General features: G+C 52.6%; 13 protein-coding genes. 6 read left to right on the forward strand and 7 right to left on the reverse strand.

Annotation, left to right across the window (positions count from 1 at the left end; genetic code table 11):
* Window positions 1-9 precede the first annotated feature (9 nt).
* The gene (gene tyrR / locus BJ887_RS06685) at window positions 10-1551 is read left to right on the forward strand and encodes a transcriptional regulator TyrR (protein WP_121339623.1); all 1542 of its coding nucleotides are present in this window, start codon (window positions 10-12) and stop codon (window positions 1549-1551) included.
* Window positions 1552-1586: 35 nt separating this feature from the next.
* On the opposite strand, the gene BJ887_RS06690 is transcribed toward tyrR, so the two are convergent.
* Together BJ887_RS06690 and tpx are read right to left on the reverse strand one after the other, a co-directional pair.
* Window positions 1587-2795: an aldose 1-epimerase family protein gene (locus BJ887_RS06690; protein ID WP_014170324.1), complete on the reverse strand. Its 1209-nt coding sequence runs from the start codon at window positions 2793-2795 to the stop codon at window positions 1587-1589.
* 332 nt (window positions 2796-3127) lie between these two features.
* A complete protein-coding gene (gene tpx / locus BJ887_RS06695; RefSeq protein ID WP_020882472.1) occupies window positions 3128-3634 on the reverse strand; it encodes a thiol peroxidase in 507 nt (168 codons plus the stop codon).
* Window positions 3635-3741: 107 nt separating this feature from the next.
* Here tpx and ycjG point away from each other — a divergent pair, with 107 nt between their 5' ends.
* On the forward strand, window positions 3742-4707 hold the full coding sequence (gene ycjG / locus BJ887_RS06700) for an L-Ala-D/L-Glu epimerase (RefSeq protein WP_032678269.1): 966 nt from the start codon (window positions 3742-3744) through the stop codon (window positions 4705-4707).
* Here the strand turns inward: ycjG and mpaA are convergent.
* Window positions 4698-5411 carry a murein tripeptide amidase MpaA gene (gene mpaA, locus BJ887_RS06705; protein ID WP_020882474.1) on the reverse strand — a complete coding sequence of 238 codons (714 nt, stop codon included), beginning with the start codon at window positions 5409-5411 and terminating at the stop codon, window positions 4698-4700. The two genes, ycjG and mpaA, sit on opposite strands and share 10 nt — an antisense overlap.
* A gap of 185 nt (window positions 5412-5596) precedes the next feature.
* Between mpaA and BJ887_RS06710 the strand changes: the two genes are divergently transcribed.
* Both BJ887_RS06710 and BJ887_RS06715 read left to right on the forward strand, forming a co-directional pair.
* Complete coding sequence (locus tag BJ887_RS06710; RefSeq protein ID WP_121339625.1) at window positions 5597-7213, forward strand: peptide ABC transporter substrate-binding protein; 1617 nt, start codon at window positions 5597-5599, stop codon at window positions 7211-7213.
* A gap of 169 nt (window positions 7214-7382) precedes the next feature.
* Window positions 7383-8087 carry a hypothetical protein gene (locus BJ887_RS06715; RefSeq protein WP_229216813.1) on the forward strand — a complete coding sequence of 235 codons (705 nt, stop codon included), beginning with the start codon at window positions 7383-7385 and terminating at the stop codon, window positions 8085-8087.
* 69 nt (window positions 8088-8156) lie between these two features.
* Here the strand turns inward: BJ887_RS06715 and BJ887_RS06720 are convergent, their stop codons facing one another.
* From BJ887_RS06720 to BJ887_RS06730, 4 genes are all read right to left on the reverse strand, one after another.
* Entirely contained in the window at window positions 8157-8720 is a 564-nt protein-coding gene (locus BJ887_RS06720; protein WP_025204027.1) for a DJ-1/PfpI family protein, read from the reverse strand.
* Between the two features lie 217 nt (window positions 8721-8937).
* Window positions 8938-9228, reverse strand: a complete 291-nt coding sequence (locus BJ887_RS23315; RefSeq protein WP_369797154.1) for an Ecr family regulatory small membrane protein — start codon at window positions 9226-9228, stop codon at window positions 8938-8940.
* Window positions 9152-10384 carry a sensor domain-containing diguanylate cyclase gene (locus BJ887_RS06725; protein ID WP_121339629.1) on the reverse strand — a complete coding sequence of 411 codons (1233 nt, stop codon included), beginning with the start codon at window positions 10382-10384 and terminating at the stop codon, window positions 9152-9154. Before BJ887_RS06725 ends, BJ887_RS23315 begins: the two co-directional genes overlap by 77 nt.
* Window positions 10385-10476: 92 nt before the next feature.
* Window positions 10477-12606, reverse strand: coding sequence for a GGDEF domain-containing phosphodiesterase (locus BJ887_RS06730; RefSeq protein ID WP_121339630.1), 2130 nt, complete (start codon window positions 12604-12606; stop codon window positions 10477-10479).
* Between the two features lie 457 nt (window positions 12607-13063).
* Between BJ887_RS06730 and BJ887_RS06735 the strand changes: the two genes are divergently transcribed.
* Both BJ887_RS06735 and zntB read left to right on the forward strand, forming a co-directional pair.
* Entirely contained in the window at window positions 13064-14215 is a 1152-nt protein-coding gene (locus BJ887_RS06735; protein ID WP_083599680.1) for a methyl-accepting chemotaxis protein, read from the forward strand.
* 199 nt (window positions 14216-14414) lie between these two features.
* Window positions 14415-15398, forward strand: a complete 984-nt coding sequence (zntB, locus tag BJ887_RS06740) for a zinc transporter ZntB (protein ID WP_014170313.1) — start codon at window positions 14415-14417, stop codon at window positions 15396-15398.
* Window positions 15399-15586 lie beyond the last annotated feature (188 nt).

The raw sequence follows: 15586 nt of genomic DNA on the forward strand, positions 1-15586 counted from the left end.
GAATTTCCCATGCGTCTTGAAGTCTTCTGTGAAGACCGTCTCGGTCTGACCCGCGAATTACTCGATCTTCTTGTTTTACGTAGCATTGATTTACGTGGCATTGAGATCGATCCTGTCGGGCGAATTTACCTCAATTTTGCCGAAATTGAATTTAATACGTTCAGTAGCCTGATGGCAGAAATACGCCGTATCGCTGGCGTTACGGATGTACGCACCATCCCCTGGATGCCGTCGGAGCGTGAGCATCTGGCATTGAGCGCATTGCTTGAAGCCATGCCAGAGCCTTTCCTCTCCCTGGATTTAAAAAGTAAGGTTGAGCGTGTTAACCATGCCAGCTGCCAGCTGTTCACGCAGAGTCAGGAAAAACTCAGCAACCACAACGCAGCACAGTTAATTCCCGGCTTTAACTTCCAGCGCTGGCTGGACAGCAATCCGCAGAACACCCACAGCGAGCATGTGGTTATCCACGGACAGAATTTCTTAATGGAGATAACGCCGGTCTATCTGAAAGGCGAGGCCGACACGCGCGTTCTGACCGGTGCCGTGATCATGCTGCGTTCTACCGTGCGCATGGGCCGTCAGCTGCAAAATATCTCCAGCCAGGATGTGGGGGCATTCAGCCAGATTATTGCCGTCAGCCCGAAAATGCGGCATGTGGTGGATCAGGCGCGCAAACTCGCGAGTCTGACCGCGCCACTGCTGATTACCGGCGATACCGGTACCGGGAAGGACCTGCTGGCGCATGCTGTGCATCTGGCCAGCCCGCGAGCGGCAAAACCGTATCTGGCCCTGAACTGCGCCTCGATTCCGGAAGATGCCGTCGAAAGCGAATTATTTGGTCACGCGCCGGAAGGTAAAAAAGGGTTCTTCGAGCAGGCTAACGGCGGCTCCGTGCTGCTGGACGAGATTGGTGAAATGTCGCCACGCATGCAGGCCAAGCTGCTGCGCTTCCTCAATGATGGCACGTTCCGCCGCGTAGGCGAGGATCACGAAGTTCATGTGGATGTGCGTGTGATTTGTGCGACGCAGAAAAACCTGGTCGAACTGGTGCAAAAAGGGGTATTCCGCGAGGATCTCTACTACCGCCTGAATGTCCTGACGCTGAATATCCCACCGCTGCGCGATTGCCCGCAGGATATCATGCCGCTGACCGAACTGTTTGTGGCGCGCTTTGCCGACGAGCAGGGGGTACCGCGTCCGAAGCTTTCAGCCGATCTCGGCACGGTGCTCATGCGCTACGGCTGGCCGGGCAACATTCGCCAGCTCAAGAACGCCGTTTACCGCGCGCTGACGCAGCTGGAAGGTTATGAACTGCGTCCGCAGGATATTCTGTTACCGGATTACGATGCCGGTACGGTGTCAGTAGGTGAAGAGGCGATGGAAGGTTCGCTGGATGACATTACCAGCCGTTTTGAGCGCTCCGTGCTGACGCAACTGTACCGTAGCTATCCAAGCACCCGTAAGCTGGCAAAACGCCTTGGCGTTTCACACACGGCGATTGCCAATAAGTTGCGAGAGTATGGTTTGAATCAGAAGAAGGGTGACGAATAACGGTAAAAAGCCTCTGTAAAGAGGCTTTTTTTTACTCATTCTTTTGCGATAGGGGTGCTATTAATGTCGACCTTTGTCTCTCCCTGAATCGATGCAATTCGGTTCTCCACGTCTTTCACCTGTTGCGGGTTATGGAGCAGGGTATAGGTCAGATCAAACTGTGTGCTGGCTCCCGGTTGCAGTTGCTTAACGCGTTTTTGTTCGCGCTCAATGGTGACCGGGTAGGCGTAGCTGGTACCCGGCTCAATACCGGTGACATAACCTTGCTTCAGGGTGTCGGTATTTTTCCATAAGGTCAGCACCGGCAACTGGCGGGTATCAAACTGAATGGACGCCCCTTTATCACCGGCTTTATTCACCACGGCCGCGAGGGTTTCGTGGTTGTTATCCGCAAGCGGTTTGAGGTTAAACACCATCTCATCAAAGCCTTTCGTTGGCCCGGCATAGGTCTGCCAGTCGTTGACACCGGCTTTCGCGTAGTCATTGAATGGACTGACGCTCGCGACCGGGGCAAGGAAGCGTGCACCTTCTTCGAGGATCGGGGTACCAAAGTTGCTGTGGTAGATGATTTGATAATCATGCGGGTAATCGGCATGGTTTGTCAGAACATCATGCAAACTGAACTGGTTGGTTCCTGGGACGTAACGCAGTTCGGTCATGGTCTGCAAATCTGCTTTTTTGAACGTGCTCTCTTTGATCAAACCACGAATTCGAATTTCATGGGGGGCGGCGTCAGCCACCTCCACTTCAACCTGCGAGACAGGCGTATTGCCCGCCTTGCCGTGAAGCGTGTAGATTTGGCCGTCAGCCGTGACCGGGTGGCCCGTCCACTCATAGCCACAGCGCACCATCATCTCGTTGAAACCTTCCAGCCAGCCAAGCCCGTTGCGACTTTCCAGATTAATATATGCCGGGTTCACGACCTCTTTTACCGGGGAATCCCAGCCCATTCTGGTGCCGAAGCCTTCCACATGGAGCAGGTTCATGCCGCGAGAGGGGCTTAAGGTAATGGTCAGGCCACTTTTACTGCTGATAACAAGGATTTTGCTGCCTTCCTGTTTGCCACCGTGCAACACTTTTTGTTCAATGCTGAACGCCTGATCTTTTACCTTCAGCTCATCGCTCGTTATTTTCCAGTTTCCTTTCTCCACGCCGCTTTCAGCGCTTGTCAGCACCCAGGTTTTCGCCGCCGCATGACCCGAAATCAAAGCTGCAAGGAGCGTAATAGCCAGTTTAATTTTCATATCCCTTCCTTTTTGCTGAAACGATTATTTGCTTTCGTCAGCAAATCTAATGTTTTGACCTGAAGGGAAATGTGATGTGCTTCACTGGGGAAGAAAATATGAATATTTAAGGTCTAATATGAGAATAATATCGCAATTAAGTTAACTTTAATACAATTAATTGCACAGTAAATGTGAACAGTGAAGGGTTTAGCTTTAACGATTCAGCTTAAAGGGAATAAAAAACCCCGCCAGTGCGAGGTTTGTCATGTGTCGTCTTCCAGAGCCTGCAAAGAGAAATAAACCCTGTTATTTCATTAGATTGCTAAGCTATATAGAATGCTAAGCATTCATTATGCTTTCAACACGTCCAGCGCGGCAGTGTAATCCGGCTCGGTGGTGATTTCGTTAACCAGTTCGCTGAACACGACGTTGTCATTTTCATCGATAACCAGTACAGCGCGCGCTGCCAGGCCTTTCAGTGGGCCTTCCGCGATGCTCACGCCGTAGTTTTCCAGGAAATCCGGGCTGCGCAGGGTGGAGAGGGTAATGACGTTGCTCAGGCCTTCAGCACCGCAGAAACGGGACTGGGCGAACGGCAGATCGGCAGAAATACACAGCACAACGGTGTTGTCCATTTCCGTCGCCAGCTGGTTGAATTTGCGCACGGATGCAGCACAGACGCCGGTGTCGATGCTTGGGAAAATGTTCAGGACTTTGCGTTTGCCAGCAAACTGAGACAGTGTGACGTCAGACAGATCTTTAGCCACCAGAGTAAAAGCCTGTGCTTTGCTGCCAGCCTGTGGAATGGAACCTGCAACAGTAACCGGGTTGCCCTGGAAATGAACGAGTTGTGACATAGATATCTTCCTGTTTACATATAGTTAACGTCGTGGCTAGTGTATGCCATCAGCGGATAACACGGCAAACCAATTTTTTCGCCTTTCCGGGCCGCAAGGAGTCAGTGATGAGAAGCGTTAAGGTCTATGAAGAAGCCTGGCCATTGCATACCCCGTTTGTGATCTCCCGCGGCAGTCGAAGCGAAGCCAGTGTGGTTGTGGTGGAGATAGAAGAGGACGGCATTAAGGGCGTCGGCGAATGCACGCCGTACCCGCGCTATGGCGAAAGTCTGGCGTCGGTAATGGCACTTATCATGACGCTCGTTCCCGATCTGGAAAAAGGGCTCACCCGCGAGGCGTTACAGCAGCGTATACCCGCCGGCGCGGCGCGTAATGCGATTGACTGCGCACTCTGGAGCCTGGAGGCTGCCAAACAGCAAACCTCGCTGACGACGCTGCTAGGCGTCACGTTGCCGACATCGGTTGTCACGGCGCAAACGGTGGTGATTGGCGAGCCTGAACACATGGCCGCCAGCGCAAAAGCACTCTTTGATGCGGGGGCGACGCTGTTAAAGGTGAAGCTTGACGATCGTCTGATCAGCGAGCGTATGGTCGCTATCCGCTCGGCAGTCCCGACAGCCACGTTAATTGTGGATGCGAATGAGTCATGGCATCCCGAAGGCCTTGCCGCACGATGTCAGCTGCTGGCCGACCTGGGCGTAGCCATGCTGGAACAGCCTCTGCCGGCACAGGATGATGCGGCGCTGAAGAATTTTATCCACCCGCTGCCCATCTGCGCGGATGAAAGCTGCCATACGCGCGATAGCCTGGTTGAACTGCAGGGCCGTTACGAGATGGTCAATATCAAGCTCGACAAGACCGGCGGGCTGACAGAGGCGCTGGCACTGGCAGAACAGGCGCAGGCGCAGGGGTTTTCAATCATGCTGGGATGCATGCTGTGTACATCCCGGGCGATCAACGCGGCGTTGCCGCTGGTAAATCATGTCAGTTTTGCCGATCTTGATGGCCCGACATGGCTGGCGGTTGACGTTTCACCGGCACTCACGTTTACCAGCGGCGTCCTTCATTTTTGAGGCTGCCAGCGCAGAAGCTCCACCATGGCTTTTAAATATTTTTCGCTAGCTTCATCTGACGATATCGGCGGGAATTCCGCGGTGATGCAAGGTAATCCCAGGTCGGCACACCAGCTGCCGAATGAGCCAGGGGTTTCATAGCCCACGCTGGAAACAAGCGGCAGAGCGAAAGCATTCGCCAGCCATTCACCCAGCTCGGTGTGCCGCGGATCTTCGATGCAGGCCAGCGGATCGTGGAAGGTGACAACCCAGGCCGGGTGGATCTTATGGATTAACTGGCACAGCGCCTGTGTTTCCGGCTCCGAGCCCGGCGTGTCGCCGGTCAGTAAGACAACGTCACGCTCTTCAGCGGAGCTGTTCCAGCGATAAACCGTTTCACCGGCGCGCCAGTTTGCTGCAGGGAAATTACGGTTTAAATCGATGCCCCGCGCATTGGCGCGTAACCCAAGCTGACACCCATCCGGGTTGACGGCCAGAATCACGTGATGACGTCGTAAGCTGGGCGTCAACGTGCGCAGCGCGCACGAGAGCGTGACGACAGACGAGTTCTCGTCGCCGTGCGTGCCGGCAATGATTAAGCCGCTGTTGCGATCGGCATCGGGGGCCGGAAACCAAATCAGCGATGCGCCTAAAAATGAACGGCCATACTGCTCTGCACCTGGTGGGAAGGCGCCGCGTTCCGCTCTGGGTCGGGTGATTGCCATAGGAAATCCTGATAAAGAAGTCTCTACTGGCAGTGTTGTGCAAAACTCGCGGTTAATCAAATAGTTTCCGTATGGCGGGAAAATTGCCGGATATCAACTTTCCGGAGGAAGGTATTTGCAATTCTCATTGTCGAAACAAATAATTACGCATCTGCTTATTACCTGAATTCATAAAAGGGGATCTTATGAAGCATCCTGTTTCGCGTCTCTGTGCTGCACTGTTGCTGTGCGGACTCTCTTCACTTTCGTACGCCGCTGATGTGCCACAGGGCACGGTACTGGCGCAAAAACAGGAGCTGGTCAGACACATTAAAGATGAGCCGGCTTCCCTTGATCCGGCAAAAGCCGTGGGATTACCCGAGATACAGGTCATTCGCGACCTTTTTGAAGGGCTGGTTAATCAGAATGAGAAAGGTGAACTGACCCCAGGCGTGGCGACGCGCTGGCAGAGTAACGATAACCGTATCTGGACCTTCTCCTTACGTGATAACGCGAAATGGTCTGACGGTTCGCCAGTTACCGCTGAGGATTTTGTCTACAGCTGGCAGCGTCTGGTTGATCCGAAAACCACGTCTCCGTTTGCCTGGTATGCGGCGCTGGCGGGTATCCATAACGCACAGGCGATAATTGATGGTAAAGCCGCGCCAGATACGCTGGGCGTGACGGCCGTAGATGCAAAAACCTTACGTGTGCAGCTGGATAAACCGCTACCGTGGTTTAGCAATCTGACGGCAAACTTTGCCTTCTATCCGGTGCAAAAGGCCAATGTGGAGAGCGGCAAAGAGTGGACGCGTCCGGGGGCTCTGGTCGGAAATGGCGCCTACGTTCTGAAAGATCGCGTGGTGAATGAAAAACTGGTTGTGGTGCCGAATACACACTACTGGGATGACGCCAAAACCGTCCTGCAAAAAGTGACGTTCGTACCGATTAACCAGGAATCCTCGGCCACTAAACGCTATCTGGCGGATGATATTGATATCACCGAATCGTTCCCGAAAAACATGTATCAGAAGCTGCTCAAGGACATTCCGGGACAAGTGTATACACCGCCTCAGTTGGGCACCTATTACTATGCGTTTAATACGCAAAAAGGACCCACGGCCGATGCCCGTGTACGCCTCGCCCTGAGCATGACCATCGATCGCCGCATCATGGCGGACAAAGTGTTAGGAACCGGTGAGAAGCCCGCCTGGCATTTCACGCCAGACGTGACGGCAGGGTTTACGCCAGAAACCTCGCCGTTTGAGCAAATGTCACAGCAGGAACTTAATGCCCAGGCGAAAACGCTGCTTCAGGCCGCGGGCTATGGCCCTCAGCGCCCGCTGAAGCTGAACCTGTTGTACAACACGTCAGAAAACCATCAGAAAATCGCGATTGCGGTGGCCTCGATGTGGAAGAAAAACCTCGGCGTTGACGTCAAACTGCAAAACCAGGAGTGGAAAACCTACATCGATAGCCGTAATACCGGTAATTTCGATGTGATCCGCGCGTCATGGGTCGGGGATTACAATGAGCCATCGACCTTTCTGTCGTTATTGACCTCAACCCACAGCGGCAATATCTCGCGTTTCAACGATCCGGCGTACGATAAAATTATCCATCAGGCGACGCTCGAAAACACGGCGAAAGCGCGTAACGCAGACTACAACATGGCGGAGAAAATCCTCACGGAAAAAGCGCCAATCGCACCTATTTACCAGTACACCAACGGCCGCCTGATCAAACCATGGGTGAAAGGTTACCCCATTAATAACCCGGAAGACGTGGCTTATAGCCGGACGATGTATATTGAGAAACACTGACGAGCCGGGAACCGCCGGTCTTCGTTGTGAACGTAAAATTAAGAGCTGGCGCATTTGCGCCAGTTTTTCTTTATTGAACGAGGGAAGTTTGTTCCGTGAGTCAAAGGGGAGGTAAATGATGACGGATGAAAAGAAAGAGAAAGCGTCTTTCCCGGCAGGGTTAGGGATTATGGATAAAATCTGGGAATGGCAATGGATTATCCGCTTCATCTATATTGTCCTTTTCGCCGATCTGGCGCTGCTGGTATACAGCGGGCAAGGAATATTGACCTGGCCTGTTCAGACACTTAACTGGACCGAACATCTGGGTTTTTTCTGCGTGGCGCTCGCCGCCTTAGGTTTGATTGCCACCACCCTGATGCCTTTTATAGCCAATATCGTCAGGCTATTACTTAATGAGCTCATCTACAGCAGAATCTTCCCGGATTTCTTGCGCGCGCAGAGTGATTATCAGAAGAGGTCGGGTGAAGTTCCTTCAGGCGAAGTACTTGATTTAGCGTTGAAGGAAAACAACCAGTTCCTGCTGAATTATTATGAAAAACATAATGCAAACTGGCGCACGAAATTTCATGAGCGATTTAAAGTCGGGGATTTACTCTTTGGGATCCTGTTTTTCATGATGCTTGATGACCATCCGCAGTGGTTCAGCGATGCGCAGCATTCGCTGGTCATCGATCTGTTCAGCCACGGTGGTGAAAGCGGAACCGTTCTGTTTTATACCGTACTTATTATCATCTTTAGTACGCTGATGAGTCTCTGGTTCGGTAAATGGGACTGGGGGAACATCTACTATCCGCCACTGTATCGTGAAAAAGAGGAAGCCCGCAGAAAAGCGCTTGAGCGGGAAGCGCAGTGGGAGCGGCAGGATCGCTAAATTGCCGGGCGACACATTATTCCCAGCGGATTGCTCCCGCCAGGCGCTGCTGGCGGGAACAGTGAACTGTTATTCTAACAATGCACTGAATTTCGCCAGCCATTGCGGATGCGCAGGCCAGGCGGGGGCAGTGACCAGATTACCGTCTACGTGCGCCTGATCGATACCAATATTGGCATAGTGCCCGCCGCCGAGGCGGACTTCAGGCGCACAGGCGGGATAGGCGCTACAGGTTCGTCCTTTTAATATGCCGGCAGCAGCGAGCAGTTGCGGTCCGTGGCAAACCGCAGCAATCGGTTTGCGCGCGGCGTCGAAGGCCTGCACCAGTTTCAGCACGTCATCATTTAGCCGGAGATATTCAGGGGCTCGTCCGCCCGGGATTAGCAGCGCGTCATAATCCTGCTCTTTTACGGCGGAAAAATCGGCATTGAGGATAAAACGGTGGCCCGGCTTTTCACTGTAGGTCTGGGCGCCGTCGAAATCATGGATCGCCGTCATGATGTAGTCGCCACGGGATTTGTCCGGGCAGACGGCGTCCACCTGATGGCCAATCATCTGTAAAGCCTGAAAGGGCACCATTGTTTCATAATCTTCGGCGTAATCGCCGACCAACATCAGGATTTTCTTGCTCATCATTTCTCACCTTTAGGTTTAACGATGTTTAAGATATAGCCTGGCACAGCTGAATTGCCGGAAATAAAAAAAGCCCGTCAGAGAACGGGCGAAATAAGCAAATGATTTAATGATTCGTTATCAACTTGTTGGAGGATAACGTTGCGTATTTTACGCACCTCTTACCGGTGCTGATACCTGACAAATTCGGTAGGTGAAACAAGGAATTAAACATGCGTCATAGCGCATCGAAGGTGGGGTAGATACTGTTCTCAAGGTATTCCACCAGAAACCAGATCTCACCGCTGAAAATAAACCAGAAGCCAAATATAATAACGAATAAAATAATTATGGTGAGTATTATTTCTGTTTTTCCCATTGCACATCTACCCACCTGTGGTCCATTTATTCGAGAGGGGCATTGTAACGGGGCTGACGAAGATACACCAGTTTCATGCCGCCAGGACTTTATTGCGCCCATCACTTTTGGCGCGATAAAGCGCATCGTCCACACGTTTAAACAGCTCATCCATACTCTCGCCCGGATTATGTCGCGCCACGCCAATGCTGACGGTGAAACGAGGTAAACCCGGGATCGTGATGCGGGCGACCGCATCGCGCACAGTTTCGGCGATTTGCAGGGCGGTGTCGAGCGGGGTGCGCGGCAGCAGGATGACGAACTCCTCACCGCCCCAGCGGAAGACCAGGTCCTCTTTGCGGCTACAGGCTTCCAGCGTTCGCGAGAGCGAGATCAGCACCTCATCACCTTTCAGGTGGCCGAAGAGGTCGTTGATATTTTTGAAGTGATCGGTATCCACCAGCAGCAGGCTAAATTGCTGCTGCGCGGGAAGATGATGGGTGTTGGCCTGGTCGGTGATGATATAGAACTGACGCCGGTTGAGCAGGCCCGTCATGGAATCACGCAGTGCCGCGTGTTCCAGCTCCTGCTCCAGCCTTTTTTGCTCGGTGATATCGTGGATAATGCACAACATCAATTTGTCACCGTAAATTTCAATCGGCCCGGCATAGGTCTGAACATGGCGGGTGGAGCCATCGGCCAGACGGTGGATAAAGTTGAGGGGCTTATGGCCGCCCGGCAACGCGGCAATCTCCGTCATCACGGGGATCACATCCCGCCCCAGAGTATTGATTTCCCAGGTATGTTTTCTGCACATTTCATCATGCGCATAACCGTAAAAAGTCAGCGCCGCCAGATTGGCATCCACAATCTGGCCATCCCGGGACGGATCGATAAGCAGCATTGGCGCGCTGTTGGTCAGGAAAAAGCGCGCGTAAAATCCCTGTTTTTTGCGCTGGTAGGTCGCGGAGCGGCTGGCCTTAAGCCCGGAGAGAACCTGCTGCGTCAGCCCTTCAAAAACAATAACATTCCCCTGGGACACGAAATGGGCAAGCGAGAGACGGCAGCTCAGCGCGGTTTCATGTCCATCGCGGGAGATGGTCCAGATTTCGACGATCTCCTGCTCACTCTTCAGTTCAGGCACATACATCGACAGCACGTGATGCGCATTGGCGGAATAGGTACCTTTGCGTAGGTCATCCAGGGTTTTATCGCCCATGATCTGAGCGGCGGCCACATTTGCAAAAATGATCTGTTCTGAAGCAGGTGAAATGAGCCACACGGGGGTTTTAATTAAATTCAGCGCATCAAAACAATTTTGCGACATAGCGTATTCCTGTACATCGGCACCATGTGCCTGAGGATCATGACAGAATTAACGGGAGTGGACTCCTTTGAAACATACTCTACTTAACCCGGTCAGGCATGATTTTTTTGTGAAATATATGCGGGTTCCGCGTGAATTTTACCAATGGGTATAATTTGTTTGTCTGAGTTTTTTTGCAGCAGCAGCCAGGGAACCTGTTCGGCAGGTAAAGGACGGGAGAAAAGGAACCCCTGCAGGTAATCACAGCCGAGGTCCGTCAGCACCACCTGTTGTTCTTGCGTCTCGATCCCTTCCGCAACCACATTCATTTCCATGGTCCTGGCGATATTAATAATGGTTTCCACCAGCTTGCGGCTTTTTTCATTTACCAGCATCGAGTGCACAAAGCTTTTGTCGATTTTTAGCTCTTTAGCGGGCAGAACGCTCAACATCAACAGGTTGGAATAGCCGGTGCCAAAATCATCAATCGAGACGGTAATCCCGGCTTGATTGAACGCATTGAGTAATTCAATACTGCGGTCGAGATTTTTCAGTGCGGTACTTTCTGTCACCTCAAGGATAAGCCGGGAGGGCGACAGATTATATTTATGCAACATCGACGAAATGATGTGGAAGATATCCGGCTGTTCGAACTGGACGGGGGAGAGGTTAAAGGACAATGTCCACTGGCTGAAACCTTGTTCTGTCCAGAAATGAAGCTGACGGCATGCCGCTTCAATCGCCCAGTTCCCCACCGGGATGATCAGCCCCGTTTGTTCCAGCGACGGTAAAAACAGATTAGGTAGCAACACCCCTTGCTCAGGGTGCCGCCAGCGCAGAAGGGCTTCAAAACCGTGAATAGTGGTGTCTTTTGCATGCCAGGTGGGCTGATACCACAGTTCAAACTGATCGCGTTCCAGCGCCTGAGTTAACTCCTGCAGGAAGCCGGGGTTAGCCGGAATAGCCGTTGACATCTCGTTTCGGTAGACGGCCCAGCCGTTTCGTCCATCCTCTTTGACGCGATTCAGGGCCGCATCGGCTTTAAGCTTCAGCTCATGCAGCGTCTCGCCATCCTGCGGGTAGAGGCTGACCCCCGCGCTGATTGTTGTGCTCAGCGTGTGCCCACAAAGTGAAAACGGGCGGCGCATATCCTCCAGCAATGTCGTGAGCAGCGGGTTGAGTTTATCGTCGTCACACTCGGGAACCAGCAGGATAAATGCGTCGCCGCCAAGCCTGGCGAGGGTCATCTCGCGGGTAAGGCGAGCGGTAATGCGCTGCGCGAGAGAGATTAACAACTCATCCCCGGTGTTGTGGCCCCAGGTATCGTTGATGCGTTTGAAATGATCGACGTTGAGGAAAATCACGGCGAATGACTTCTTGCTGAGCAATGCGCTGCGCAGGCAATCCTGCATCCGAATGTCCATCTGATGGCGATTAGCGAGACCGGTGAGCGCATCAAACCGCGCCTGCAGTTCAAGCTGACGATTAAGCTGGCGTAGGTTGTCGGTCAGTCGGTTCGTCCGCCGGTGCGAGTCAATGAGCGAAATCATTAACATACCGCCGAGCAGGCACAGTGTGGTGACAGAAACCCAGACCGATAACCCCAACTCGCTGATACCGCCGGGCAGGGTATGCGTCATTTCCTGAAAATGGGCGGCACGCATGCCGGTGTAGTGCATCGCGCAGATGGCGACACCCAGCACGCAGGCCGCGAGAATACGATTGATAAACACCCCTTTGCGCATATCCCGCAGGCGAAATGCCAGCCACAGCGCCGCGCCGGAGGCCATAACGGCAATCAACACGGACACGGCAACAATGCGTCGATCCCAGAGAATATGGCTGTCCAGCATCAGTGCGGCCATACCGATAAAGTGCATACAGACCACGCCAGCACTCAGGAGCACCGTGGCAACGATCAATCGAAAAGGGGAAAGGGTTTTACCCGTTACGGCAATATTGATGGCGACCGTGGATGCAACCACCGCCACGCCCAGTGAGGCGAGGGTTAACCAGAGGTTATAGCTCATTATCATCGGCATTTGCATCGACAGCATGCCGATGAAGTGCATTGACCAGATCCCGATCCCAAGCGTGACGCCTCCGGCGATACGCCAGAACATCGCCGTTTTACGGCTGGAAAGCGGGATTTTTCCGGCGCTGTCCATGGCCACAAATGAGGCGATAAAGGCCACCAGATACGAGAGGGCTATTAACACAGGGTCCCACGATATATTGAGCATTATGCAATCCCACGCCAAAGAGGGTTACCGATTTCGCCTGCCGGGCACGTCTTTAACTGGCAACGTACATGCGCATTGAAATAATATGAGTTATGTATCGTGCAAAACGACCGGTCATATTAAAACGTTAAGGCTGGCGGTGAATATAAAATATATTCTTTCCGGCACCTATTAAGCATTGCTAAACAAAGGCGAATAATTGCAGCAAAGCTCCTTAAATATGAGCGCGGCCATATTGTCTCATCGCAGGCGATGGTATCGCTTAAAGTGGCAGGAAACCAGTATCACAGGATGCTGCATATAACATTTTCACTAATACCCTGTTTTTATCTGACTTAAGTTAAATCTCAGGTGGCTAACGGCGAAAGGTGAAACCAGCGTTGTTCATCAGGACAAACAACAACACGAATGCTATAAATCTTAATGCCGACCTAAATATAAAATCGTGGATATAATCATGCTAAGAAATATTAGTGTCAGAACCTTCATTGCCGGGTTCCTTTTATGTCTTTTCCTGGTTGATGCAGGTGTCGTTGTTCTATTTTCCAGCAAATCCTCTCTCTTTATTTCACTCAATATCATTAATTTCGTTGCGCTATTTTTGCTCTGGGGCTACATGACAAAGTATCTTGTGACGCCGATCAATACGGTGAAAAAAAGTATTGAAGAAGTGACTGCAGGCAATCTTGGCGTGACTATCCCTGAATTTGGCAATAACTGTGCAGGGCGTTTAATCCCCGGGATTAACAGCCTCTCCAGCAACATCGCGACCCTGGTACGCGAGATCAGGGCCTCGTCGCAAACCGCCATGACCTTGTCCGATCAACTCTCCGCGCGTAGCGCGCAGCTTTCGGTGAAAACAGAGCAGCAGTCTGCATCGCTGGTGCAAACGGCTGCCAGCATGGAGCAGATGGCAGCAAGTACCCGAAATAATGCCGATAACACCCGACTGGCCAGCGAGCAGGCAAACAGGGCGACACTGCAGGCGCGCAAAGGTGGCGAGTTGATGGGGCAGGTGGCTACCAATATGCAATCCATTACCGAATGTGCACAGCAAATGACGGAGATTATCTCGATGATCGACGGCATTGCCTTCCAGACGAATATCCTGGCGCTAAACGCGGCCGTTGAGGCGGCCAGAGCCGGTGACCACGGCAAAGGGTTTTCGGTGGTGGCAGAAGAGGTGCGAAACCTGGCCCACCGCAGCGCGGACGCCGCCAAAAACATCAAAACGCTGATTGAAGTGACCAGCAATAACGTTACTCAGGGCGTGACCGTTGTGTCCGAAGCTGAAAAGAATATGCAAGAAATTGTGACCGGCTCCGGCAATGTCAGCCAGTTGATGGATGACATTTTCACCTCGACGTCAGAGCAGGAGAAAGGCATTTCCCAGATTACGCTGGCCTTATCTGAGCTGGAACGGGTCACGCAAAGTAACGTTACGATGGCAGAAGAACTCAACGGATCCTCTGATGTACTGCGTAATCAGGTAAGTGAACTGCAGGCGCGGACGCGTAACTTCCGGCTCGAAAAGGGGTATCAGGTTGAATCCACGCCTTCGCATGCTGCCCCGCTGTCATTCCACTCGCGTCCCGGTCACTCCCTCTGATGCGCGAAAAGAGCCTGGTCACCGGGCTCTTTTATCCCGACTTCTCGCCGCTGAATTATCCTCCCGTGCGGTCTGAAAAGGCGCCTGGCGGAATACGGTTATTTCCTGAGCGAATTCAGCGCGATGCGAAACATAGTTGTTGCTTAACCCCTGATGAAAGCTAGACTGACAACGAAAGAGCTGAAAAGGGGGAGGCGCGGTGGAGAGTATAAAAGGATCAGAACTAAACGTTCCTGATGCAGTTTTTGCCTGGGTGCTGGATGGTCGTGGCGGTGCCCGACCGCTGGAAGACAACGATGTTATTGATAATGAGCATCCCTGCTGGCTACACCTTAACTATACCCATCCGGACAGTGCCGACTGGCTGGCCACGACGCCGCTCCTGCCGAACAACGTGCGTGATGCGCTGGCGGGTGAAAGCCTGCGGCCACGCGTGAGCAGAATGGGGGACGGCACGCTCATCACTTTGCGTTGCATTAACGGCAGCACCGATGAACGTCCTGACCAGCTGGTCGCGATGCGTGTTTATATGGACGATGGTCTGATTGTCTCCACCCGTCAGCGTAAAGTTCTGGCGCTGGATGATATTGTGAACGATCTGAAAGAGGGCACCGGGCCGACCGATTGCGGAAGCTGGCTGGTGGACGTCTGCGACGCGCTGACTGACCATGCGAGTGAGTTTATCGAAGAGCTGCACGATAAAATCATCGACCTCGAAGATAACCTGCTCGATCAGCAGATTCCGCCGCGCGGTTTTCTGGCGCTCCTGCGTAAGCAGTTAATTGTCATGCGCCGTTATATGACGCCACAGCGGGACGTATACGCGCGTCTGTCCAGCGAAAGGCTCAACTGGATGAATGACGATCAGCGACGCCGAATGCAGGATATTGCCGACAGGCTGGGCCGAGGACTTGATGAAATCGATTCCTGTATTGCCCGCACGGGCGTCATGGCGGATGAAATCGCGCAGGTGATGCAGGAGTCGCTGGCAAGAAGAACCTATACGATGTCGCTGATGGCAATGGTCTTTCTGCCGAGCACATTCCTGACGGGATTGTTTGGCGTGAACCTGGGCGGAATTCCCGGCGGCGCGGCCCATTATGGCTTTACCGCATTTTGCGTCATGTTAGTTGTTTTGATCGGTGGTGTTGCATGGTGGTTGCATCGTAGTAAATGGCTGTAAATTTACGCTTTTTTCAGCTTTTACGGAGATCAAAACGCTCTTTTAATTGAGCGAAGTCAATAAACAATGACCCCGTAAGGTGCAATATTACTCCCGCAGGTGAATGCAACGTCAAGCGATGGGCGTTGCGCTCCATATTGTCTTACTTCCTTTTTTGAATTACTGCATAGCACAATTGATTCGTACGA

It is taken from the genome of Enterobacter sp. WPR_3_1, assembly GCF_003635055.1.
In the GTDB taxonomy this organism is placed as follows: Bacteria; Pseudomonadota; Gammaproteobacteria; order Enterobacterales; family Enterobacteriaceae; genus Enterobacter; species Enterobacter ludwigii.